At 38.9% G+C, this 25,037-nt stretch carries 22 protein-coding genes; 12 read left to right on the forward strand and 10 right to left on the reverse strand.

What is annotated here, in order from left to right; genetic code table 11:
- Positions 1 to 50 precede the first annotated feature (50 nt).
- Entirely contained in the window at positions 51 to 749 is a 699-nt protein-coding gene (locus MKL33_RS17720) for a DsbC family protein (protein ID WP_270907453.1), read from the reverse strand.
- Between the two features lie 95 nt (positions 750 to 844).
- Positions 845 to 1,867 carry a CDF family Co(II)/Ni(II) efflux transporter DmeF gene (dmeF, locus tag MKL33_RS17725; protein ID WP_270907454.1) on the reverse strand — a complete coding sequence of 341 codons (1,023 nt, stop codon included), beginning with the start codon at positions 1,865 to 1,867 and terminating at the stop codon, positions 845 to 847.
- 57 nt (positions 1,868 to 1,924) lie between these two features.
- On the opposite strand from dmeF, the gene MKL33_RS17730 reads away from it, so the two are divergent.
- A complete protein-coding gene (locus MKL33_RS17730; RefSeq protein WP_002115414.1) occupies positions 1,925 to 2,188 on the forward strand; it encodes a metal/formaldehyde-sensitive transcriptional repressor in 264 nt (87 codons plus the stop codon).
- A gap of 48 nt (positions 2,189 to 2,236) precedes the next feature.
- Here MKL33_RS17730 and mnmE read toward each other — a convergent pair whose 3' ends face one another.
- The 5 genes from mnmE to rpmH all read right to left on the reverse strand — a co-directional run bounded on the left by mnmE (position 2,237) and on the right by rpmH (position 6,336).
- The gene (mnmE, locus tag MKL33_RS17735; protein ID WP_009392881.1) at positions 2,237 to 3,592 is read right to left on the reverse strand and encodes a tRNA uridine-5-carboxymethylaminomethyl(34) synthesis GTPase MnmE; all 1,356 of its coding nucleotides are present in this window, start codon (positions 3,590 to 3,592) and stop codon (positions 2,237 to 2,239) included.
- A gap of 90 nt (positions 3,593 to 3,682) precedes the next feature.
- On the reverse strand, positions 3,683 to 5,443 hold the full coding sequence (gene yidC / locus MKL33_RS17740; RefSeq protein ID WP_270907455.1) for a membrane protein insertase YidC: 1,761 nt from the start codon (positions 5,441 to 5,443) through the stop codon (positions 3,683 to 3,685).
- Between the two features lie 5 nt (positions 5,444 to 5,448).
- Positions 5,449 to 5,769: a membrane protein insertion efficiency factor YidD gene (gene yidD, locus MKL33_RS17745; RefSeq protein WP_003656027.1), complete on the reverse strand. Its 321-nt coding sequence runs from the start codon at positions 5,767 to 5,769 to the stop codon at positions 5,449 to 5,451.
- A 10-nt stretch (positions 5,770 to 5,779) separates the two neighbouring features.
- Complete coding sequence (gene rnpA / locus MKL33_RS17750; RefSeq protein ID WP_005063921.1) at positions 5,780 to 6,172, reverse strand: ribonuclease P protein component; 393 nt, start codon at positions 6,170 to 6,172, stop codon at positions 5,780 to 5,782.
- A 29-nt stretch (positions 6,173 to 6,201) separates the two neighbouring features.
- Complete coding sequence (rpmH, locus tag MKL33_RS17755) at positions 6,202 to 6,336, reverse strand: 50S ribosomal protein L34 (protein WP_000831329.1); 135 nt, start codon at positions 6,334 to 6,336, stop codon at positions 6,202 to 6,204.
- Positions 6,337 to 7,017: 681 nt separating this feature from the next.
- On the opposite strand from rpmH, the gene dnaA reads away from it, so the two are divergent.
- The 6 genes from dnaA (at position 7,018) to MKL33_RS17785 (ending at position 14,782) form a co-directional block, all read left to right on the forward strand.
- Entirely contained in the window at positions 7,018 to 8,427 is a 1,410-nt protein-coding gene (dnaA, locus tag MKL33_RS17760; RefSeq protein WP_002115442.1) for a chromosomal replication initiator protein DnaA, read from the forward strand.
- Positions 8,428 to 8,524: 97 nt separating this feature from the next.
- Positions 8,525 to 9,673, forward strand: coding sequence for a DNA polymerase III subunit beta (dnaN, locus tag MKL33_RS17765; protein WP_002115478.1), 1,149 nt, complete (start codon positions 8,525 to 8,527; stop codon positions 9,671 to 9,673).
- Between the two features lie 14 nt (positions 9,674 to 9,687).
- Entirely contained in the window at positions 9,688 to 10,770 is a 1,083-nt protein-coding gene (recF, locus tag MKL33_RS17770; protein WP_270907456.1) for a DNA replication/repair protein RecF, read from the forward strand.
- Between the two features lie 52 nt (positions 10,771 to 10,822).
- Positions 10,823 to 13,291: a DNA topoisomerase (ATP-hydrolyzing) subunit B gene (gene gyrB, locus MKL33_RS17775; protein WP_002115497.1), complete on the forward strand. Its 2,469-nt coding sequence runs from the start codon at positions 10,823 to 10,825 to the stop codon at positions 13,289 to 13,291.
- Between the two features lie 35 nt (positions 13,292 to 13,326).
- Positions 13,327 to 13,719, forward strand: coding sequence for a cytochrome b562 (gene cybC / locus MKL33_RS17780; protein WP_023187717.1), 393 nt, complete (start codon positions 13,327 to 13,329; stop codon positions 13,717 to 13,719).
- A gap of 136 nt (positions 13,720 to 13,855) precedes the next feature.
- Positions 13,856 to 14,782, forward strand: coding sequence for a hypothetical protein (locus MKL33_RS17785; protein WP_151302192.1), 927 nt, complete (start codon positions 13,856 to 13,858; stop codon positions 14,780 to 14,782).
- A 50-nt stretch (positions 14,783 to 14,832) separates the two neighbouring features.
- Here the strand turns inward: MKL33_RS17785 and MKL33_RS17790 are convergent, their stop codons facing one another.
- Positions 14,833 to 16,761 carry an ATP-binding cassette domain-containing protein gene (locus tag MKL33_RS17790; protein ID WP_270907457.1) on the reverse strand — a complete coding sequence of 643 codons (1,929 nt, stop codon included), beginning with the start codon at positions 16,759 to 16,761 and terminating at the stop codon, positions 14,833 to 14,835.
- 253 nt (positions 16,762 to 17,014) lie between these two features.
- Between MKL33_RS17790 and MKL33_RS17795 the strand changes: the two genes are divergently transcribed.
- The 4 genes from MKL33_RS17795 (at position 17,015) to erpA (ending at position 21,099) form a co-directional block, all read left to right on the forward strand.
- Complete coding sequence (locus MKL33_RS17795) at positions 17,015 to 18,019, forward strand: putative solute-binding protein (protein ID WP_270907458.1); 1,005 nt, start codon at positions 17,015 to 17,017, stop codon at positions 18,017 to 18,019.
- Between the two features lie 255 nt (positions 18,020 to 18,274).
- Entirely contained in the window at positions 18,275 to 19,282 is a 1,008-nt protein-coding gene (locus MKL33_RS17800) for a putative solute-binding protein (protein ID WP_002115480.1), read from the forward strand.
- A 352-nt stretch (positions 19,283 to 19,634) separates the two neighbouring features.
- Positions 19,635 to 20,639, forward strand: coding sequence for a putative solute-binding protein (locus MKL33_RS17805; RefSeq protein ID WP_005804873.1), 1,005 nt, complete (start codon positions 19,635 to 19,637; stop codon positions 20,637 to 20,639).
- Between the two features lie 124 nt (positions 20,640 to 20,763).
- On the forward strand, positions 20,764 to 21,099 hold the full coding sequence (erpA, locus tag MKL33_RS17810) for an iron-sulfur cluster insertion protein ErpA (RefSeq protein WP_002115421.1): 336 nt from the start codon (positions 20,764 to 20,766) through the stop codon (positions 21,097 to 21,099).
- A gap of 60 nt (positions 21,100 to 21,159) precedes the next feature.
- Here the strand turns inward: erpA and MKL33_RS17815 are convergent, their stop codons facing one another.
- Both MKL33_RS17815 and MKL33_RS17820 read right to left on the reverse strand, forming a co-directional pair.
- A complete protein-coding gene (locus tag MKL33_RS17815) occupies positions 21,160 to 22,002 on the reverse strand; it encodes an alpha/beta fold hydrolase (protein WP_130119974.1) in 843 nt (280 codons plus the stop codon).
- Positions 22,003 to 22,129: 127 nt separating this feature from the next.
- Positions 22,130 to 23,257, reverse strand: a complete 1,128-nt coding sequence (locus MKL33_RS17820; RefSeq protein WP_086260980.1) for an anhydro-N-acetylmuramic acid kinase — start codon at positions 23,255 to 23,257, stop codon at positions 22,130 to 22,132.
- A 61-nt stretch (positions 23,258 to 23,318) separates the two neighbouring features.
- On the opposite strand from MKL33_RS17820, the gene tyrS reads away from it, so the two are divergent.
- The gene (gene tyrS, locus MKL33_RS17825) at positions 23,319 to 24,551 is read left to right on the forward strand and encodes a tyrosine--tRNA ligase (protein ID WP_002115433.1); all 1,233 of its coding nucleotides are present in this window, start codon (positions 23,319 to 23,321) and stop codon (positions 24,549 to 24,551) included.
- Positions 24,552 to 25,037: the final 486 nt, after the last annotated feature.

The raw sequence follows: 25,037 nt of genomic DNA on the forward strand, positions 1-25,037 counted from the left end.
CTTAATTCATTTGTAAAAAAAGCACCTTATGGTGCTTTTTTTAATTTATTTTAAAGACCTAACTCTTTCCATACGGCCTGAATTTCTTCAGCAGAACGTGCGCCAACCAGTTTGAAACCATTCGCAAAAATTAGGGTAGGGGTGCCGTTAAAGCCGAGTTTTTTTCCTAATTCCAAATTACGGTCAATTGGGTTTGCACAGCTCGTAACTGTTGGTTTAACACCTTGCTGAATCAGTTTTTTCCATGAGTAAGATTGATTTGGTGCACACCAAACTTGTCTAGAAACCACAATAGACTGAGGTTTTAAAGGATAGATGAACGTATAAATAGTCACATCTTTAAGCTTATCGAGTTCAGGTTCAAGCTGCTTACAATAAGGGCAGTTTGGATCAGAAAATACTGCTAAAACATGCTGGCCATTACCTTTGACTCTTTTAATCGCATCTTTTAAAGGCAGTTGTTTCCAATCAATTGAGTTCTGTCCTAAAACCAGATCTTTGGTTAAGTTCTTTTGGTCTTTTAACCGAATCATAGAGCCTACAAACATATGTTGCCCATCTTCACCAACATAAATGATTTGCTGATCAAGATTAGCACTATATAGCCCAGGCATTTCAGTTTTCTGAATATTGCTAATTTTCAAATTAGGATATTGTTTTTTAATATTTTCCCTAACAGTATCTACATTCGCGAAACTCACACTTGTAGTTAGGCTAAATAACGCCAATATTCCTAATTTTTTAAGCATAAAACTGACTCATAGGTAGGAGAGGAGATCATTTTAATCAGTTCAGCTTTTTAAAACAGAACTGATTACCGAGTTATAACCAAACTTCCACTCATTTATGCCAATGTTTCACGTGGAACATAAATAGGTTTTAGAGTATTAATTTCTACAGATATATGCACGATTTCATCATGAATGGACAAAGCATGACGAATCTGATCTGCGGTTAAAGAAATATCATCAGTTTCGAGTGCCAAAATACAAGAAAACTTACCTTTCGCGACTTTCCAGACATGAATATCCGTAATTTCAATATATTTAGGAAACTCAGCAATGACTTCACGGATCTCTTCAACTACCGGATGATCCATTTCTGCGTCTAAAAGGGTTTTTCCTGTCTCTTTCATTAATCCCAGAGACCATTTTGCAACCAAAATAGCACCTAAAATTCCTAAAAGTGCGTCTAAAAAATCCCATCCGAAATACTTACCTGCGAAAAGCGCAATAATTGCAAAAACAGAAGTTACTGCATCTGCAACTACATGTAAAAATGCAGCTTTTTGGTTTAAATCGTGGTGATGATGCCCATGGTCATGCTCGTGATGGTCATGCTCGTGATGGTCATGCTCGTGATGGTGATGGTGATGGTGATGGTGATGGTGATGGTGATGGTGATGGTGATGGTGCCCATCATCGTGAAGTAACCATGCGCAAATCAAGTTAATGACCAAACCTAAAATTGCAATCGGAATCGCTTCATTATAAAAAATTTCAACTGGATTAAATAAACGTTGTATCGACTGAAACGCCATAAAAATGGCGACAACCATCAACAAAATTGCACTGCTATAACCCGCTAAAATCTCGATTTTCCAAGTTCCGAAACTAAACCGACGATCTTTGGAATAATAACGAGCCGCGCGATAGGCAAAATAGGCTAAACCGAGAGCCAACATATGGGAACTCATATGCCAACCATCAGCCAAAAGTGCCATTGAATTGAAAAACCATCCACCGAATATTTCTAACACCATCATTGATGCCGTTAAAATCGTTGCAATCAAAATACGTTTTTGTGCAAGTGGATTTCCTTCATCAAACTGATGTTGATGATGACGTGATACACTATGATCCTGCATAATATTTAAACCCAATATACTCCCTACCAGTATATTGAATTATACAAGAGAACACAGATGAGTCACATTGGTCAGGATAAAAAAATACTTAATCGTGTAAAACGACTAAAAGGACAAATCAACAGCATTGAGCATGCTGTTGAACAGCCAGATATTTCATGCATAGAAATACTACAACAAGTTGCTGCAATTAAAGGGGCAATAAACGGTTTGATGAGTGAATTAATGGAACAGCATTTACATCATCACGTGCTCAAAGATGCACAAGTTGATCAAAATGAGCTAGATGAGTTTTTAAAGGTTCTAAAAAGATACGGTTAACAAGGTGACTGAATGACACAGCCATGTGCATCATTCAGAATTTTGTAATTATTTTCCAATACAGAATGAACCAAAAATCTTGCCTAATAGGTCATCGGCACTAAAGTCACCGGTAATTTCACCTAAAGCATTTTGGGCAAGACGTAATGACTCAGCAACCAGTTCACCTGCGTTAAACACAACAAGTTGCTCACGTGCTTCTGAAAGATAGAGCTGTGTGCGCTTCATTGCGTCTAAATGACGTGTTCTTGCAATAAAGGTATCTTCCTCAGGGTGGAAGCCTGCATGCGCTGTAATCGCATCTACGAGGCCTTGTACGCCCATCTCTTGTTTTGCAGAAACGGTTATATGACGGAAACCTTGAAAATCGCTTATTTCAGCTAATTGACCAGTTAAATCGCATTTATTACCAATTAACATTAAACGACGCGGTTCAATATGTTCCGCAAAATACTCTTGAGCGAGTTTTAATGGGTCATCACCTTGGTTTAAATCATAAACCAGCAATAACAAATCAGCTTGTTCAATTTCTTTGATTGCACGACGAATCCCTTCTTTTTCAACGATGTCACCTGTTTCACGAAGACCCGCAGTATCTGTTAAGGTGATTGGTAGACCATTTAAGCTAATTTTTTCATGTAAAACATCGCGAGTTGTACCAGCAATATCGGTCACAATTGCGCGTTCAACGCCAGCTAGTGCGTTTAACAAGCTCGACTTACCTGCATTTGGTTTACCCGCAATAACGACTTGCAAGCCTTCACGGAGTAATTGACCTTGTCGTGCAGAGGTTTGAACGGCATGTACTGACTGCTGAACATCTTCAAGTAAAGCTAAAATCTTACCGTCTGCTAAGAAATCGATTTCTTCTTCAGGAAAATCAATTGCTGCTTCAACATGCAAGCGTAAATGAATCAGTTTTTCTAAAACGGTATTAATTTTTGTTGAAAAAGCGCCTTGTAAAGAGCGAACCGCAGAGCGTGCCGCAGCTTGCGAAGTCGCATCAATCAAGTCGGCAATCGCTTCCGCTTGTACCAAGTCCATCTTGCCATTTTCAAAAGCACGCATGGAAAATTCGCCGGCTTTTGCAGCAATTGCACCAAGCTCAAATAGACGTCCAAGCAAGGCATTTTGGATGACTGGACCGCCGTGACCTTGTAGCTCTACAACATCTTCACCTGTAAACGAGTGAGGATTGGGAAAGCATAGAACAATCCCTTCATCCATAATACTGCCATCAGCATCATAAAATTTACGGAAACCCGCCATACGCGCTTCTGGCAAGTTTTTTTGTGTCAGGTTTTGAGCAATTTCATAAGCCTTAGGTCCAGATAGGCGAATTACGCCCACACCACCACGCCCAGGTGGCGTTGCAATTGCGGCAATCGTGGTTTGACTTTGCATATTATTCACCTAAAAACCTAAAATCCAGCCAAAGAAAAATCCGCCTAAGATTACCATCTTAAGCGGATTTATTCAGCAAAAGTTCAACGATTAAGAAGCTGATTCAGTCTTATTGATACGACTTTTCTCAACGCTCTTATTAATAAACGACTGCTGTAAAATAGTAATACTGTTGTTCACAATCCAGTACAGTACAAGACCGGCAGGGAAGAACAACATAAATACCGTGAACATGATCGGCATAATGCGGAACACTTTTGCCTGCATTGGATCAGCGGGTTGCGGGTTCAACATTTGCTGTGCAAACATGGTAGCACCCATGATTAACGGCAAGATGAACCAAGGATCCATTGCTGACAAGTCCTGAATCCAACCTAACCATGGTGCGTGACGTAATTCCACACTTTCCATGAGTACCCAGTACAAAGCAAGGAAAATTGGCATTTGTAGCAACAATGGTAAACAACCTGAAAGTGGATTTACTTGTTCACGCTTGTATAAAGCCATCATTTCTTGCGAGAAGCGCATACGGTCTTCACCGAACTCTTCTTTCATGCGTTGCATTTCTGGTGCAATCACACGCATTTTCGCCATAGAACGATAACTTTTTGAAGATAAAGGCCACAAGATCATCTTCACCATAATGGTAAGCAAGATGATTGACCATCCCCAGTTGCCCACAATGCTATGGAAGAATTGAAGACCTAAGAACAAGAGTTTAGCAATCGGCCATAACCAACCATAATCAACAGTCTGATTTAAACCAACAGCTAAATCTTTTAATTCAGATTGTACTTTCGGACCTGAATAAAGTTTTGCATCCACTTCCATTGAAGTGCCTGCCGGAACATTAATCACTGGTGAGGTAAAACCAATGATATTCATGTGATCAGCAGATTGACGAGATTCAAGCTTAGCTACATAAGGCTGACCATTAGCTTGAGTCAGCTTAAGGTTTCCAGGAATCCAAGCACTTACAAAATAATGCTGAACAATCGCAACCCATCCACCTTTCGCTTCAGTATTTACTTTTTCTTCTGAGAAATTAGCAAATTTAAGCTTGTTGTAATGTGCATCAGGCGTTCCCCAAGCTCCACCTAAGAAAGTTCCTAGAGTGAAAATACCTTGAGAAGATTTACCTGGATCTTCAGAATTATCGCGCTTTAATTGTCCAAACATCTGACCTTGCCAGCTTTGTTGGCTACGGTTAATGACTTGATGTTTTACAACAATTGGATATTGACCTTGAGTAAAGGTAAAAGTTTTAATAATTTCAACGCCTTCAGGTGTTTTAAATACCATCGGAACGTTTAAAACTTTTTCAGATTGACCCTTTTGGTCCTGTACACCTTTAGCATCAGCCAAAGTATATGATGTCTTTTCAACAGCATATAATGGACGACCACCACGACTACTATCTGGTCCATTCAAACCAATTAAGCCAGATTGAGCAACATATGTACGCTTGGCATCATTTTCAAGCATAACAAAAGGTTGATCGCTGTCTTTGCTTTTGTCGTGTGAGAGTAATTCAATACGAACAATATCACCACCTTTTGGATTGATCCAAATATGGTAAAGGTCAGTTTGTACTGAAATAAGCTGTTGATTCACAGGTGCAGTTGCATCTGTGGTTTGTGACTGCGCAATATTTGCTTGTGGCACATCGGAAGCCACTGTTGCATTTTTAGCATTTGGCAAATCAGCAGATATTTCATGCGAACTTACAGCTGCCGCTTGTTGTTGCGGAGCAGTTGCAGCATTTCCATAATCTTTTTGCCAAGCCAAAATGAGCAAATATGCGGTGACAAACATGGCCCCGAGAATTGCAAACCTGGCCCATTGTTGCATATCTATTACCCCAAATGGTTAGAGAGATTTTGCTTCAGTAAACGATCACGAAAGGGTACAGCAACATGATGCGTTTGAGAATCTATTTGATGAAACGAAATAAAACGAATTGCTTTTGGCGGTACCGGATCATATCCAGATCCTCCCCACGGATGACAACGACATATCCGTTTAGAAGATAACCAAACGCCTTTTATCGCACCATGAGTTTGCAATGCTTCTATCGCATATTGGGAACAAGTCGGGATATAACGACAACGGGGTCCAAGAAGCGGACTAATCGCAATTTGATACAGTCGAATCAACCAACGTAGAAAACGGACCATTGGCTATCTCTTAATTCTGCGAGGTTGTGCCAACTTTAGAATGTTTTTTTGCTAAGCGCTGTAATTTTTGCCAAGCAAAGTCTAATTGTTGATATAGCTCAGCATTCGTAATCGTTTCTATACCAACTTTCGGCATCACCACAACATCTATGTCTGATCCAAAATTCGGCTGATGTAGACGAAAGCTCTCACGAGCAAGACGTTTTATTCGATTTCTTTCATGCGCTCGGCGCACTTTTTTCTTAGCAACAACAATACCCAAACGGCTTTTAGGCTGTTCGGTTAATTTTGCAAGAAATAAAAAATGGGGTTGATGCACTTTAAAAAGCGCACCATCAAATACACTTTTATAATCTGCAGCACAGCGTATTCGCACGTCTGTGCTAAAACTGTAAAGTGTCATCACACCCAAGTCTGGTCAGCGTAACAGTATTAAACAGTTAAGCTATGACGACCTTTTGCACGACGACGAGCTAATACTTGACGACCAGCTTTAGTTGCCATACGAGCACGGAAACCATGAACGCGTTTACGCTTTAATTCAGATGGTTGGAAAGTACGTTTCATATTGAAACTCCCAAAAATGATCTTTCTATAAAGGTCCGCGATTTTATTGTGCAATGTTTACGCTGTCAATGAAAAACCAAGAAAGTTTTGTATTTAACCCAAATTTTTAATCTCTTCTCTTCTTTTTATCACGGTCATAATTCAGTGCAATATATAGCTTTAAAAGTTATACACAAAGTAATTGTCTATTTTTATTAGAACTTTTAATATATACACACCTTATATACATATTTATCAACAAAACAAGATACCATCTTGGTTTGGATTTGCTGTATTTGAATTTAAATTCATATTTTGCAGTTATCCACAAAAGCTCTCCACCCTATTAAATAAATTCAAATTTAGAAATTTAAATTTATTCTTATTAGGGATAACTTTTTCTGTGGATTTCGCACTTTTAAATTTAAAAAACATATATTTGAGTTGTTGATAACTCTGTTTTTACTATATTTATGGATTGTGGATAAGTTTATGTGTTAATTTATCCACAGGTTGTGCAAAAAGTTATACACAAGCCATTTTGAATTTAAATTTATTCACAAGAGATTTCTTTTTAGACAAAATCAACTGAAATCGTCATGACAGATGTGGATAACTTGGTTAGAATGGCGACCCCTTCTCATCAGGAAGGGTTAATCTTTAGATTATTTGAATTTAAAAACGCAGAAATAGGGGATACACATGCTTTGGACAGACTGCTTAACTCGCTTGCGACAAGAGCTCTCTGATAACGTCTTTGCGATGTGGATTCGCCCATTAGTTGCTGAAGAAGTAGAAGGGACACTGCGTCTTTATGCACCTAATCCTTATTGGACGCGTTACATTCAAGAGAACCATTTAGAATTAATTTCTATATTGGCCGAACAGTTATCAGAAGGGCGAGTACGTCAGGTTGAGATTTTAGTTGATTCTCGTCCTGGTAGTATTTTGTCATCAGGTGAGCAGCCAGCAACTACAACTGCTGCTTTGCAAACTGCGCCCCAACAAAGTATTAAAGTAAAAAAAGAACCAGATTCTATTTCCAGTTCACCTACTACTAATAGTGTAGTGAACCCAAAAACACCGAAAAAGAAACTATTAAACCCCCAATTTACTTTTTCTTTATTTGTTGAAGGCCGTTCGAACCAGATGGCTGCTGAAACATGTAGAAAGGTATTAACACAATTAGGTGCTTCACAGCATAACCCTTTATTCTTATATGGTCCGACAGGATTGGGTAAGACTCACTTGATGCAGGCAGTTGGTAATGCTTTATTGCAAGCCAAGCCTAATGCACGGGTGATGTATATGACCTCTGAGAGCTTCGTTCAGGATTTTGTAAGTTCTTTGCAAAAAGGCAAAGTTGAAGAATTTAAGAAAAATTGCCGTTCTTTAGATTTATTGTTGGTCGATGATATTCATCTTTTAGCAGGTAAAGAAGCAAGTTTGGTTGAATTCTTCTATACATTCAATGCATTACTTGATGAATCTAAACAGATTATTTTAACTTCAGATCGTTATCCAAAAGAATTGACCGAGTTAGACCCGCGTTTGGTTTCTCGCTTTTCTTGGGGTCTTTCAGTAGGCGTTGAACCGCCAGATATTGAAACTCGTATCGAAATTCTATTGAAAAAAGCCGAAAATAGCGGCGTTGATTTACCTCGAAATTGTGCATTATTTATTGCACAACAAGTAGTTGCCAACGTACGTGAACTTGAAGGCGCACTCAATAAAGTCGTCGCAATTTCTCGTTTTAAAGGTGCACCAATTGATCTTGATGTTGTCCGCGAGTCTTTAAAAGATGTGTTGGCAATCCGTGCACGTACAATTAGTGTAGAAAATATCCAACGTGTAGTTAGTGAATATTTCCGTATTCCTTTAAAAGAATTGGTAGGACCAAAGCGGACTCGAATCTATGCGCGACCACGTCAGTTAGCAATGGGACTTGCTCGTGAGTTAACTGGTGATAGTTTTCCCGAAATTGGAATGGCTTTTGGTGGACGTGACCACAGTACAGTCATGCATGCTTGCGAAAAAGTAGTAAGTCTACGTGAAGAAGATCCGATTTTTGACGAAGATTATAAAAATCTATTACGTCTACTCCAGAGTTAATGAAATGATAAGACGTTGTTGCAAAGTCTACGTAAGTGCAGCATAGTACACAGCTAAAAAATGAAATATTTGCTCCAAGTTGCTAGAGGAATGAATCGTGCGTTTGAAAATCGCTAAAGAAAGCTTACTCAATGTTTTATCGCATGTTGTCGGTGCGGTAGAACGTCGTCATACATTGAATATTCTTTCAAACGTCAAAATTCAGACTAATGCTCAGGCACTCACCATTACCGGTTCTGATTTAGAAGTTGAGCTGGTTGCCAGTACTGTTTTAACAGAAGGGGCATGCATTGAAGCAGGTGAAACAACTGTTCCTGCTCGTAAGTTGATGGAAATTTGTAAATCATTGCCTACAGCTGCATTGATTGACTTACAAATTACTGAAGATCAAAGATGTATTTTAAAATCTGGTAATAGTCGTTTTGTATTAGGTACTTTACCGGCAGAAGATTATCCATTATTGACCACTGAAAATAGTCAAGGTACACAAGTACAGGTCACTCAACGTGAGTTAAAGCGTTTATTTGAAAAAACGGCTTTTGCTATGGCTGTACAAGATGTACGTTTCTATTTAACGGGTACTTTATTAGAAATTGATGAAAATCAATTGCGTGCAGTAACAACAGATGGTCACCGTTTAGCACTATGTGAAATTACTGCTTCTTCTACATCATCTCAATTGGTTCAAGCCATTGTACCTCGTAAAGCTGTTGGTGAATTACAGCGTTTACTTAGCATTGAAGATGAACAATTAACGTTGCTGATTGGTCGTGAATTGTTAAATGTCACAATTAATACGCCAAGCCGTGACAAAGAGCAGGGCGATATCACTGTTCGCTTTACTACAAAGTTGATTGATGGAAAATTCCCTGATTATCGTCGTGTAATTCCACGTGGTGGCGATAAACATGTATTAATTAGCCATGATGTGTTTAAACAATCATTACAACGCGTCGCAATTTTGAGTAATGAGAAGTTACGTGGTGTTTTCTTGAATTTTAATCAAGATTCTTTACAGTTACGTGCAAATAACCCTGAACAAGACGAAGCGATTGAAGATTTAGCGATTCAGTATCAAAACATACCGCTTGAAATGTCATTTAATGCGCAATATTTGCTGGATGTTTTAGGTGTGCTTGATGGTGATGATGTAAATATGAGCATGACTGAGGCAAACCAATCTGTATTGGTTCAAGATCCGGCACATCCTGATCAAACCTATGTCGTTATGCCGATGCGTGTATAATCTGGCTATCTAATATGCATCTTACGCGTTTAAATATTGAACGTGTGCGTAATTTAAAAACGGTTGCACTCCAAGGGTTGCAACCGTTTAATGTATTTTATGGCGCTAACGGTTCAGGAAAAACTTCAATACTGGAAGCAATCCATTTGCTTGCAACAGGGCGGTCGTTCCGCACCCACATACCTAAAAATTATATTCAATACTCTGCTGAAGATGCGATTGTTTTCGCGCAATCTGCAACTGAAAAAATTGGCATGCAAAAGTTGGCCTCTGGTGAGCAGTTGATGAAGGTCAATGGCGATACAGTGGCTACACAAGGACAACTCGCTAAACTGCTTCCTTTGCAGCATATTGATCCACAAAGTACAGATATTATTGACCATGGGGCGAAACCTCGGCGCCAGCTTTTAGATTGGCTGATGTTCCACGTGGAACCTGAGTTTTATTTTGCTTGGCAATATTATTCTCGTGCATTAAAGCAGCGTAATACTTTACTTAAAACCAGACGGAATATTTCTCTAGCGGATTTAGAGCCGTGGAATAAAATGTTGAGTGATTATGGTGAAATTTTACACTCTCAGCGTTTAAGTATTGTGGAACAATGGAATGTCTTTTTTCAAAATGATTTAAGTCAATTGCTACCTGATCTAGAGATTGAACTGGAATATAGTCCCGGTTTTCATACAGAGCAGGGACTCATGCAAGACTTGCTGGATCAACACCAAAAAGACATCGAACGACGCTATACCGAATATGGCCCACATCGTGCAGATTTGCGCTTAAAAACCCCGTTTGGACATGCTGATGTAATTTTATCAAGAGGTCAGAAAAAACTCTTGATTATTGCCTTAAAACTGTCACAAATTGCAATGTTACATGCGAGTAATAAGGAAACTGTGGTATTATTAGATGATCTGACAGCAGAATTAGACTTAACCGCACAACAACGTTTAATTGAACGATTAAGCCAACTTGGTAGCCAGGTTTTTATGACAACTTTAGATCATGCATCGGTAAAAAAACACTTACATGATCTGTCTATTTCATATCAATTATTCAATGTTGAATCCGGTCAAGTTAGTCTTGCTTCACCATAATTTTTTGATGTTACCCATCTTTGAATAAACCTATATTTGCTAGGGAGAAACCATGAGTTCAGAGTCTCAATCAGCCTCTCAAACAGAACAAACCAATGAAAAGGCTTATGATTCCTCTAGTATTAAAGTATTACGTGGATTAGATGCAGTTCGTAAACGTCCGGGTATGTATATTGGGGATACAGACGACGGTACCGGTTTACACCATATGGTATTCGAGGTTGTCGATAACGCAATCGATGAAGCTTTAGCTGGGCATTGTGACGAAATTATTGTCACGATTCACGAAGATGAATCGGTAAGTGTTTCTGATAATGGCCGTGGTATTCCAACCGATATCCACCCTGAAGAAGGGGTGTCTGCAGCGGAAGTAATTCTTACGATCTTGCACGCAGGCGGTAAGTTCGACGATAACAGCTATAAAGTTTCAGGTGGTTTGCACGGCGTAGGCGTTTCAGTTGTAAATGCGCTTTCAAGTAAATTGCATTTAATTATTAATCGCGCTGGCCAAGTGCACGAACAAGAGTATCACCACGGTGATCCGCAATATCCATTACGTGTGATTGGTGAAACGGATAGCAGTGGTACAACTGTACGTTTTTGGCCAAGTGAACTAACTTTTAGTCAAACTATTTTTAACGTTGAAATTTTAGCGCGTCGTTTACGAGAGCTTTCATTTTTAAACGCGGGCGTGCGTATTGTTTTACGTGATGAACGTATTAACCTTGAGCATGTGTATGACTACGAAGGTGGTTTATCTGAGTTTGTAAAATACATTAACGAAGGTAAAACTCATCTAAACGAGATTTTCCATTTCACCGCGGATACAGAAAACGGTATCGGTGTAGAAGTTGCATTGCAGTGGAATGAAAGTTATCAAGAAAACGTGCGTTGTTTTACCAACAATATTCCTCAAAAGGATGGCGGTACTCATTTAGCAGGTTTCCGTGCGGCTTTAACGCGTGGTCTTAACCAATATCTTGAAAATGAAAATATTCTCAAGAAAGAAAAAGTCAATGTGACAGGCGATGATGCCCGTGAAGGTTTAACCGCGATTATTTCGGTAAAGGTACCTGATCCGAAGTTCTCTTCTCAAACTAAAGAAAAACTAGTATCGAGTGAAGTAAAACCAGCGGTTGAGCAAGCAATGAACAAAGAGTTCTCTGCTTACTTACTTGAAAACCCGCAAGCTGCAAAATCAATTGCCGGTAAAATTATTGATGCTGCGCGTGCACGTGATGCTGCACGTAAGGCGCGTGAAATGACACGTCGTAAAAGTGCACTTGATATTGCAGGTTTACCAGGTAAATTGGCAGATTGTCAGGAAAAAGACCCAGCACTTTCTGAATTATATCTAGTCGAGGGTGACTCTGCTGGTGGTAGTGCTAAACAAGGTCGTAATCGTAAAATGCAGGCTATTTTACCATTGAAAGGTAAAATCCTGAACGTTGAACGTGCACGCTTTGACAAAATGATTTCTAGTCAGGAAGTGGGTACTTTAATCACTGCACTTGGCTGTGGTATTGGTCGTGAAGAATATAACCCTGATAAGCTTCGCTATCATAAAATCATTATCATGACCGATGCCGACGTCGATGGTTCGCACATCCGTACCTTGTTGTTAACGTTCTTCTTCCGTCAAATGCCGGAGTTGGTTGAGCGTGGTCATATTTATATTGCTCAGCCACCTTTGTATAAATTGAAGAAAGGTAAGCAAGAACAATACATCAAAGATAATGATGCGTTGGAAACTTATCTCATCTCAAATGCAATTGATGAGCTATCTCTACATACCAATGCTGAAGCACCTGCAATTACTGGTGAAGCACTGGCGAAAGTGATTCAAGACTATCAAGTTTCACAAAAGAGCTTACAGCGCTTAACTTTACGTTATCCAGCTAGCTTACTGGATGCTTTACTTGAAGTAGAAGCATTCAAGAGTGATCAAAACCATGATGAAGCTTATGTACAACAATGGGCAGATCAGGTACGCGATATCATTACCAGATTACAGCCAAGTTTACGTCCAGAAATCTCTTTAGAGGCATTTGAGCGTGAAAATGCTCAAGGTGAAAAATCTGCGCATTATTGGCCGCGTATTACTGTCTATGTTCATAATCTGCCGCATGCGTATTTGCTTGATGCAGCTTTATTGAATTCAGCTGAATATGCACGTTTACTCAAAAATTCGAAGAGTTGGTTCACTTTACTTGAAGACGGTGCTTTTTTACAAAAAGGTGATCGCCGTATTCAAGTGGCTAACTTCCATCAAGTTTGGCAACATATTTTACAAGATTCACGCCGCGGTATGATGATCCAACGCTATAAAGGTCTTGGAGAGATGAATGCTGAACAGTTGTGGGAAACAACAATGGACCCTGAAAACCGTAATATGTTGCAGGTGACAATTGATGATGCGATTGAAGCAGATCGTATGTTCTCTTGCTTAATGGGTGATGATGTTGAACCACGTCGTGCATTCATTGAAGAGAATGCTTTAAATGCGGATATTGATGCTTAATTCATAACATGATTCTAAATCAGTCTAGGGAGAGAATGATGAGTCAAAAATTATTAGCTAGCCTATTAATTTCATGTGTGTTTTTAGGAAGTTCTGCTGTTTGGGCGGCAGACCTAGAAACGAATATGAAAACTTTAGCTAAGAGTACGAAAGCATTTGCTGAAGCGAAAGATGCTGATAACGCGAAAAAACAGCTTGTTGTAATGCGTGAAGCAGCAGTTTCTTCTAAGCAATATTTGCCGCATAAACTCGAAGGTTTGCCATCAGAAAATGTAAAGGTAAAAGAGTACCAAGCTGGTTTAGATCAGCTTGTTGCCGAAATTGATAAAGTAACTGTTTTAGTTGAGCAAGGACAATTAGATCAAGCCAAAACTGAAGCAATTAATTTAGTCAAAATACGAAATGAAAATCATAAAAAATTTAGATAATTGATTTTTTATGGTAAAGGGCTAATCATCATTAGCCCTTTTTTTGTATCCGAAAAAAGCATTTTGTTTAACATTTAAACTATTCGAAGTTATATTCTCTATGCGGTACTTTCTAATAACAATAGGAAATATAATTATGAAAAAGATTTATAAACTTATATTGGGTAGCATTGTTTTTGTCACTAGTGTGTTTCAATTGCATGCTGCGATAGCCCCCACCTTTTATGGAAAATTAGTATTTCATCGTTATAGTGATTATGAGGCATGGGACAGTAGGCTTTATCTTTATAACTTCACAACACAGCAAACCACATTACTCGGCGCAAATTGGAAAATTAACCATATGATGAATGGCCATTTTTCTCCAGATGGAAAATGGTTAACTTTTATGGGAGTTAACTCTGGGGAGCATTATGGTGATGCATGGGATGTATATGTATGGAAGGTCGGAAGCACTGAGTTACCTATTAACTTAACTCAAGGCAATAATAAGCGCGATGAAGACCCTAAATTTATAGATAACCAGCGTATTATTTTTAAACAAAATGGCGATCTAAAAATCATTAAAATGACGGATCGGACGATGACTTCTGTGACTCAAAATGGTTGGGATATAGAAGAATCGATGCCTTATCCGATGGTGAATACCACCCAAATTTTATATGCAAAAGGTGCTGGAAATAATTCTAGAATTTTTAGTATTGATCAATCGGGTGCTTATGATACACAGCTGACCAATATCGCTTCATATTATCCAGTATGGTGGCAAGGAAGTCGGTTCTTATATGTGCGCTGGTATAGCCCAACAAATCCTCATGACCAGATCTATATTTATGATATGGCCAATAAACAAACTACACGTTTGCCATTTAACAATATTAATTATGATACTTCCGATCCAGCTCCTTTAGATCAGCGTTACATGGTGGTGTCTCTTGCAGGACAAACAGGGAGTCGAGGCGGATACGATTTATATATTGCAGACAGCTTATCAAGCAATGTTTGGCCTTTACCTGTAAATAGCAATTTAAATGAATTAGGGGCTTTTTATACGCCTTATTAATCAATAAAAAAGCCGATTAAGAAATCGGCTTTTTTATTTTAGAAAATGGATTAATCAAAAGAAGCTTCCATTTCTTCTAATTCCATCATGAGTTCCAAAAGCTGCTCTTCGTGTTGCTCAAGTTTAGCTTTCAGCTCTGTCTGCTCATTCATAAGTTTGAGTAGATCATCCTTACGTGCAGCATCATATAAAGATGTGTCTGCTAAGGATTCTTCAATTTTGGCGAGCTGCGGTTGTAGCTTTTCAATTTGTGATTCAACCTTTTCAATATTTTTACGAATAGGGCGAGTCTGTTCACGACGGCGAGCTGCTTCTTTACGCTGTGCTTCTTTATCAACTTTAGCAGGCGCTGGAGCGGCAGAGGACGAATTATTCTGTGCGACGGCAGTCTGAGCATTGATTTGCTGCTGACGTGCTTCACGTAGCCATTTAGCATAGTCCTGTAAATCACCCTCGAACTCAGTACATTTACCGCCGTGTACTAAAAGAAGCTCATCACATACACTTGCAATAAGTTGACGTTCGTGGGAAACCAGAACAACGGCACCTTCAAAATCTTGTAATGCCATGCTCAGTGCATGACGCATATCAAGATCTAAATGGTTTGTTGGTTCATCGAGAATTAAAACATTTGGACGCTGCCATACAATGAGTGCTAGGGCTAAACGAGCGCGTTCTCCACCAGAAAAGCTTTCACATGGTGTATCCATGCGTTCACCACTAAAGCCAAAACTACCTAAGAATGAACGTAGAGTGGCTTCACTAATTTGTTTATCTGCTATACGGGCAAGCTGTAGCATTGGGCTAGCGTGACCATCTAAAGCATCCATCTGGTGCTGCGCAAAGTAACCGATATTAAGCAGCTCGGAAGCTTTACGTTCACCTGCCAAGAGTGGTAAATCACCAACCAAGCTCTTAATCAATGTTGACTTACCTGCGCCGTTCATCCCAAGCAAACCAATACGTGAGTTCGGTGTAATTTGTAATCTAATTTTTTCGGCTATTTGCTTATCACCATAACCAATGCTGGCATTATCTAAAGTCAGCAAAGGTGAACTCATTTTAGTCGGTTCACGAAAACTAAATGTAAACGGCGTATCTACATGGGCTGGTGCAAGTTGCTGCATGCGCTCAAGTTGTTTAATACGACTTTGTGCCTGACGAGCTTTAGTCGCTTTTGCTTTAAAACGGTCAATAAACTTTTGTAAGTGAGCGCGTGTTTCTTGTTGCTTCTCAAAAGCTTGTTGTTGCTGAGCAAGACGTTCACTACGTGTGGTTTCAAATGTAGAGTAGTTTCCGGTGTAAAGTGTGAGTTCTTGATTTTCAATGTGAAGAATATGATCTGTAATCGCATCTAAAAAGTCGCGGTCATGCGAAATTAGAATGAGTGTACCTTCATAGGCTTTAAGCCAATCTTCTAACCACAAAATTGCATCCAAATCTAAGTGGTTTGTTGGTTCATCCAGTAAGAGTAGATCAGAACGACTCATCAATGTACGCGCCAAATTTAAACGCATACGCCATCCACCTGAGAAGCTCTCAACGTTCAAACGTAATTGATTTTCTAGAAAGCCAAGACCTGCCATGAGCTGCGCAGCTTTAGAGGGCGCTGAATAACCATGAATTTCATCAAAGCGGCCATGCAATTTAGCCAGTTCAAAATCAGTCAGTTGATCTGGTTGAGCAAGCTTATTTTGAATATCCCAAAACTCTTCATCACCTGAAAGAACAAAATCAATTGCAGGCATATCTAGGGCTTTTACTTCTTGCGCCATATGTGCCACGGTCCAGCCTGAAGGACGAGTAAGTGAACCTTCATCTGCACCTAAACTTCCAAGTAATGTAGCAAATAAGGTCGATTTACCTGCACCATTTACACCAGTTAGACCAATCTTCCAACCTGGGTGTAATTGCATAGACGCTTTTTGAAATAGAACACGTCCACCGCGGCGTAAAGAAACTTGGTCAAATTGAATCATCTTATTGTATCGAGGTGAGTTAGGGATGCTGTATTTTAAAGAGAACTGCCGATGAAAACAAAACTTTCCGGATTTTAGTGAGCAGGTATTAATAATTACATATATCAATACATCCTAACTTTCGCTATTCATCCGAAATTTTCAAAATATTGAATAAGATAGAATACTTTTAAAAAAATATAGCTAAAATAAAAACTGTTTAAAATTTGGTTGATTAATGAGCTACTAATAAAACTAGACTAAGGAAAGTCAAATGAAAAAAAGATTGGGGATAATTGGTGCAGCATTTTGCTGTGCTGTGGGGACAGTACATGCAGGACAAAATGTCTGTGTGTTTGATTTATTAGGAAAGTCAGGTGAGTCCTATAAAATGATGGAAGAGTGGGCGCTTGCAGCGAAAGAATGGCAAGCAGATATCACTTTAATTCCATTTCAAGATGAAGGCTTAGTTGACCGTAGACTGCGTGAAGGTAAGTGTGACGCCGCTTATATGACCTCCATGCGGGCGCGAAATTATAATAAATTTGCAGGTTCAATTGATGCGATTGGAGGGGTAACCAGTAATGCAATTGCTCAAAAAGCTATTAGTTATGTTTTAGATAAGCGTAATAAACATCGCATGGTGACTGCACAAAATGGAACCAATTACGAGGTCGTTGGTATTGTCCAGATTGGATTAGCTTATTTATTTGTGAAGGATAAAAATCTCAACTCAATTGAAAAAGTACGTGGGACTAAGTTTGCTATTTTGCAATATGACGCAGCACAAAAAATTATGGTGGAAAGCGTTGGCGCTCAGCCCATTCCTTCAGAAATTACCGATTTTGTGAAAAAGTTTAATAGTGGCCAAGTCGATGCAATTGCGGCACCAGCCTATGCTTATAAACCTTTAGAGATTGGTAAAGGGGTTGGCGTGAAAGGGGCAATGTTTACTTTCCCCGTAGTTAACGTTACGGGTGATTTAATTGCCCGAAGTGATAAGTTCCCCACAGATTTCGGTATAAAGTCACGTGCTTGGTTTATACAAAAATTACCTCAGAATTTTGCCATGATAAAACGGCTAGAAATGGGCGTACCCTCAAAAATTAAAATTAATTTTTCAGCAGAAGACAAAACTAAATATCAAAAAATTTTACGTGAAGGTCGCCTCAGCTTAACAAAACAAGGTGTATACGATGCAACAATGATGAGTGTGCTAAAGCGCGCCCGCTGTACAGTTGAACGAACAAATTTTGAATGTACGCTTAATGGAGAGTAGTTTATTTTTTGAACACAAAAACGCTACATATATTTCAAAGCTGAATATGGGTATGAAAATTGTGAATATAAAAAGTAACTTACGGAAAATTAGCGATTTTTCCTTTTAATAAATAATTTAAAACCAACAAACAATGGTTCAATGAGATAAAAATATTTGAGTAAAAGCTCTATTTTTTTCTAAAAAACATGATTAATATCTGTGTTTGAAAGGAAACTTCAAACAAAAAATCTGTTCCGTGGAAGGATGAAGAAAATGAAAAAAATCGTACTTGCTATGGCTGCCGCTTCTGTTGTTGGTTTTTCTGCTTCAGCGCAAGCAGCGAGTACCGTATGTGTATTCGACCTCTTAGGAAAAGCAGGCGACTCATATAAAATGATGGAAGAATGGGCTCTTGCTGCAAAAGGCTGGGGTACTGAAATTAACTTAGTTCCTCGTCAGGACGAGGCTGTTGCCGATAATGATTTTAAAGCGGGTAAATGTGATGCTGTAGCAATGACAGCAATGCGTGCACGCCAATATAACAAATTCGCAGGATCTATCGACTCACTCGGTGGTGTTCCAAACAACCAAATCGCTCAACGTGCAATTACTTATGTATTAGATGCGCGTAATGCAGCAAAAATGACCACGAATATGGGTGGTAAAAAATACGAAGTTGCTGGTATTTCTCCGCTAGGTTCAGCATTCATTTTCGTACGCGACAAAAACATCAACTCTGTTGAAAAAGCTGCGGGTAAAAAATTCGCTGTACTTGGCTATGACGATGCACAAAAAATTATGGTGCAACGTGTAGGTGCTCAAGCAGTTCTTTCTGATATCTCAAACTTTGCTGCTAAATTTAACAATGGTCAGGTAGATATGGTAGGTGCACCTGCTTATGCTTACAAACCATTAGAGTTAAATAAAGGTTTAGGCGCAAACGGTGTAATGTGGAACTTCCCTGTATTACACGTTACAGCAGATCTAGTATTACGTTCTGATAAATTCCCAGCTGGTTTTGGTCAAAAATCTCGTGACTGGTTTGTTAAACAGTTACCGAAGAGCTTTGCAATGATCAACCGTTTAGAAGCGCAAATTCCTGGCAAATACAAAATGAACTTAAGTGCAGAAGACAAACTTAAGTATCAAAAAATGTTGCGTGATGGCCGTATGGACTTAACTAAACGCGGTGTTTACGATGCTGGAATGATGTCTGTACTCAAAAAAGCACGTTGTTCTGTAGACAAGGCTAACTTTGAATGTTCAATGCCTGGTGAATAATCTTAATTTTTCTAAAAAAGCCTAGACTGAGTTCTAGGCTTTTTGTTTTATATGCGCTGTCAGTTCTGCCATTGTGGATAACTAGAAAGACGTTAAGCTAAATTTAGATAAAAACTTCATAAGGAAACATGAAGGTATAAAAATGGATCAAGGACTTGAGTGATTAAAATAATTGCTAATAGATAGATCAATCGCTATCTATTTTTCAGGGAAATAAAATCATAAAAGCAAATACGGTCTATACAAATATTCCAACATGATTTTTATATGAAGCCTATCCGATTCATACCTGATCGGTGTGAAATTTCTTGGTATCGAAAAACAAAAACTCCACAAGGAAAGGAAAAAGAATATGCAATTTTCCAAAACGCTATTACTTGCGATGGGACTTACCACAGTTTCTTTTGCAGCCGAGGCTAAACAAACAGTATGTGTTTTTGACTTCGTTGGAAAAAATGGCGACGTTTATGCGCTGATGAAGGATTATCAACTTGCCGCTAAAAACTGGGGAGCTGATATCGAGCTTAAAGTAAACCAGAATGAAGCCGTGATTGCTGAAGATTTTAAAGCGGGTAAATGTGATGGTATTAGCGTGTCAGGGATGCGTGGTCGCCAATTTAACTCATTTACTGGATCATTAGATGCAATTGGAGCGATTCCTGATCTCAAGCTTGCTGTAAAAGTGATGCAAGGTTTAGCGAGTCCGACTTTTAGTAAATATATGGTTAATGGTCGCTATGAGGTTGTCGGTGTTATTCCGGTTGGTGATGCTTACCTTTTGGTAAATGACCGTAGCATCAATACGGTAGCGAAAGCCGCAGGTAAGAAAATTGCTGTTCTTGACTATGATGAAGCACAAAAAATTATGGTTCAGCAGGTCGGGGCACAGGCGGTTAGTGCTGACGTAACAAATTTCGGTGCGAAATTTAATAACCATCAAGTTGATATTATTGGTGCGCCAGCAGCAGCATTTAAACCTTTGGAACTACAAAAAGGTTTAGGTACAAAAGGTGCGATCGTGAATTATCCAATCTTACAGGTCACAGGAAATATTATTATCCGCCCTGATAAGTTCCCAGCTGGTTTTGGCCAAAAATCTAGGGAATGGGTTTCGGGTCAGCTACCACGTGCTTTTACCATCTTGGGTAAAATGAAAGCTGATATTCCACAAAAATACTGGATGGATGTCCCAGCAGCCGATAAACCGGGTTACCAAAAGCTTATGCGTGAATCTCGAATTAACCTTACACAACGCGGTGTGTACGATAAACGCATGATGAAACTACTATGGCAATTCCGTTGCAAGCAAGATGCTAAAAACTTCGAATGTGGCTTACAGGATGAGAATTACAAATAATCTTGATAAAAATACTCAAGATTCGCTTTAAACTTCGAAGACAGACCCTATATTGATTATGCTATACTCAATATAGGGTCTTTTTTATTTTGAAAGGCACAGCAAAATCCGAGGAACAATCATCATGAATGCCCAAGCTCTAGTTTTGACAGATAATGCTGCCAATAAGGTACGCCAACTCCGTGATAGTGAAGGGAATGACGATCTCATGTTACGTGTGTATGTAACAGGAGGCGGGTGTTCAGGGTTTTCGTATGGCTTTAATTTTGCTGAAAGCGTAAATGAAGATGATGCAGAATTCGTAAATGGCGATGTAAAAATGCTGGTTGACTCACTTAGCTACCAATACCTCATTGGTTCAGTAGTTGACTATGTAGAAGGTCTTGAAGGTTCGCGTTTTATCGTACAAAACCCGAATGCAACAACAACATGTGGTTGTGGTTCTTCATTCTCGATTTAATAGAATTTTAAAATTTAAAAAACCTCTCTATTTTGAGAGGTTTTTTTATTGATCAAATCATTATTTTTTACGGACAGATTCTAAAAAGTATTGCACCAGTTCAGGCGCATTCTGATAGGGAATCCAATGCGACGCATCCATAAAAACTGCTTCATAACTATTTTTAAAATAATGTGAGTTTAGGTCGGCACTTTTTTCTGTAACGGCAATATCATGTTTACCCCAAATAAAAAGAGTGGGGACATCTATGGCTTTAAACGGATTTTGAGGTTTGTCCCAAAAAAAGCCACGATACCAATTCAACGCCGTGGTTAATCTATTTTCCTTTATAAACTCAGCCTCAAATATCGCAATTTGCTGTTCAGTCATGCCTGATGACTTTAGAAACTTACGACCCAATTTAGGTATCTTTTTAAATAAAAGTTCGGGCAGAATCGGTAACTGAAAAATTGCAAAATAATAAGATTTAAAAAGTTGTCTACTGCTTAAACAAGCTTTTAAAAATGCAGCTTGATGAGGTACAGAAACTAAAGTGAGATGTTGAATATATTCTGGATACTTCATAGCAACGCCTGAAGCGATTGCCGAGCCCCAGTCATGCCCAATTAAATAAACTGGCTGGCCAAGCTGTTCAATTAAACTTGCCACATCTTCTACAAGTTCACTCAATGAATATTGAAATCGGCTTTGAGGCCTAGCATTTAAACTATAACCACGTTGATGAATCGCAAGTGTTCTAAATTGATACTCATGCAATAATTCCGAAGTCTGCTCCCAACTATGGGCAGTTTCTGGAAAACCATGTAATAAAACCACGAGAGGGCCATCTATAGGGCCTGAATCAATTACATCGAATGTCCAGGTCCCGCGTGTGTATTGATGAATACGTTTGGTCAGATCCATACAAACATGCCTTAAATTATTTTTATCGGCATTTATCATGAGTTTTTATGCTCATTTAAATAACAGCATTTCGGGTCAGTAAATGTGCTATGAGGTCGAATCTAACCAAACAAATTAATAAATAGTTTTATACTGCCGTGATCGTACCTAGGATTCTGAAATCCGAAGCGCCTGTGACTGCTGGCAAATTTCCACTTAAACCATCTACAAAGCGCATTGCTAACCATGCAAATGCTGTAGCCTCGACCCAAGTAGGGGAAAGCCCTAACACATCGGTAGGTTGAACAGACCAATTATGTTTACGTAAACGCCAACGTAATTGTTCTAACAAATAAGAGTTATAAGCACCACCACCACAGACATATACTTCACCTGTTTCCATCTCAGAACGATAAATTGCTTTTTGAATGGCACGCACAGTAAGTTTTAATAGGGTTGCTTGAATGTTTTCAGGGGTATCTTCTAACTCATCATAAGTTAAATCATTTCGCCAATCGATTAACTGATCATCCAACCAGTCAATATTAAAGTCTTCACGTCCTGTGCTCTTAGGCGGTTCTTTAGAAAAATACTCGTGGGCATGGAGACGATCGAGTAAAGAGCGAATAGGATGACCATAAGCTGCCCAGTCACCATTTTCATCATATGGATGACCTGTATGGCGATGGCACCAAGCATCCATCAAAATATTTGCAGGACCTGTATCAAAACCAAATACGCCGTCAGCATTATTGGCCGGCAGCATACTCACATTGGCAATACCACCCAAATTCAAAATCACACGATGAATACTTGGATGTTGAAATAATGCTTGATGGAAAGCTGGAACTAATGGCGCGCCTTGACCACCTGCTGCCATATCTCTACGACGGAAATCTGAAACAACCGGAATCTGAGTGATTTCAGTAATAATGTTTGGATCACCAATTTGTAACGTAAAGCCATGTTCTGGACGATGACGAATAGTTTGTCCATGCGAACCAATTGCTTTTATTTGGCTACGGTCTAATTGGTGCTTTTCAATGAGAGTATTAATCCCATGACCAATCATTTGGGCTAGAGCAACATCAGCTTTACCCATGCGGTCAATTTCATTGTCATCAGGTAAAGTTAATGCCATAAGCTCATCACGTAACTCGGGTTCGAATGGAACTGTAAGAGTGGCATGAAGCTGTAGTGGCTCAAATGAAGCCGCTACAATATCTACACCATCCATACTAGTGCCAGTCATTACGCCGATATAGATTGCGCTCATATGCAACTTCCCCTGCAAGACGCTGAAAAAATGTTAGTATATCGCACAAATTGAATAACTGATGTGTTTAGGTTTTGTGATGTCAAATTTCTTGCCCGCCGAAGAACAGCTTGCCCTCATCCAACGAGGCACGCACGAAATTATTTCAGAAGAAGATTTACTGAAAAAGCTTAAAGAGAATCGCCCTCTTAAAATTAAAGCTGGTTTTGACCCTACAGCACCAGATTTACATTTAGGACATACGGTTCTTATTAATAAACTAAAAACTTTCCAAGACTTGGGCCATGAAGTTACCTTCTTAATTGGCGACTATACAGCAATGATTGGTGACCCAACTGGTAAAAGCGCAACTCGTCCGCCATTGTCACGTGAACAAGTAGAAGCCAACGCTAAAACTTATCAAGAACAAGTATTCAAGATATTAGACCCGAATAAAACAAAAGTACGTTTTAACTCAGAATGGTTTAATCAAAAGTCTGCTGCTGACCTTATCCAATTAGCAAGTCAGCAAACCGTATCACGTATGTTAGAGCGTGATGACTTTACTAAGCGTTATAGCAATCATCAGCCGATTGCAATTCATGAGTTTTTATATCCTTTAGTTCAAGGTTATGACTCAATTGCGCTTGAAGCTGACGTTGAGTTAGGCGGTACAGACCAGACCTTTAACTTACTTATGGGTCGTACTTTACAAAGCCGTTATGGCCAAGAATCTCAAGTGTGTATCACCGTGCCGATTCTAGAAGGTCTAGATGGCGTAAATAAAATGTCTAAATCTTTAGGTAACTATATTGGTGTATTTGATACACCAGGAGCAATGTACCAAAAAGTTTTATCAATGCCAGACTCTTTAATTGAACGCTATTTCGATTTATTAAGCTTCAAATCTCTTGATGAGATCAAAGCTCTATTAGATGAAATTGCTGCTGGTCGTAATCCGCAAGAAGTAAAACGTATTCTTGCGCTTGAGCTAGTTGAACGCTTCCATGATGCAGAAGCTGCTGCTAATGCCCATAAGAGTGCTGGTAACCGTATTACAGAAGGTGAAGTACCTGAAGACACACCAGAAGTGACTATTTCACTTGGTGAGTTTGGAGGAGAAATCTTTATTGCTACGATTTTACGTGTAGCAGGCCTAAATCCGAATGCAGCTGCGGCAAAAGATGCGGTAGCTCGTGGTGCGGTAAAAGTTGACTGGAATGCTGTTGATGCAAGCTTCTCTGTAAAAGAAAACGGAAGCTTTATTATTCAATCAGGTAAAAAAGCAATTGCACGTGTAATTTTCACTGACTAATAAAAAAGTTATAGATTAAAAAAGCAGGAGTAATCCTGCTTTTTTTATTTCTGGATCACAAAACCAATTAAGCGTTCCACGTGGAACCATCTAAACATAATTAATAATAAATGAAGTAAGTTAAAAGCAAGAAGAAATATAGCTGGGAATAGAGTTTTTACTCTATTATTTCTTTGGAATCTTTTGAATTAAGGAACTTTATATGTCTATAAACTCTATTAAAGACTTAGAAAATTAAAAATGTCCCAAATTCTTAAATATAAAAACTAATAAAAGGTAGGGAAAATGCCTAAAAAAAAGCCATATATATCACTTTTTTCGCAAAATAGTAGAAAAAAACGGCACTCAATTGAAAAAGGCCGAAATACCCCTTGCAAAGGGATCTTAATCATCTATAATGCACATCCATCGGCGGTGATGCAGATAGAAACTTGTTGAAAAACAGTTACTTGTGATTAATTTGATTGCTTTAAGTGATGAATTTGA

The sequence above is a fragment of the Acinetobacter sp. AOR43_HL genome (assembly GCF_027854635.1).
In the GTDB taxonomy this organism is placed as follows: domain Bacteria; phylum Pseudomonadota; class Gammaproteobacteria; order Pseudomonadales; family Moraxellaceae; genus Acinetobacter; species Acinetobacter pittii.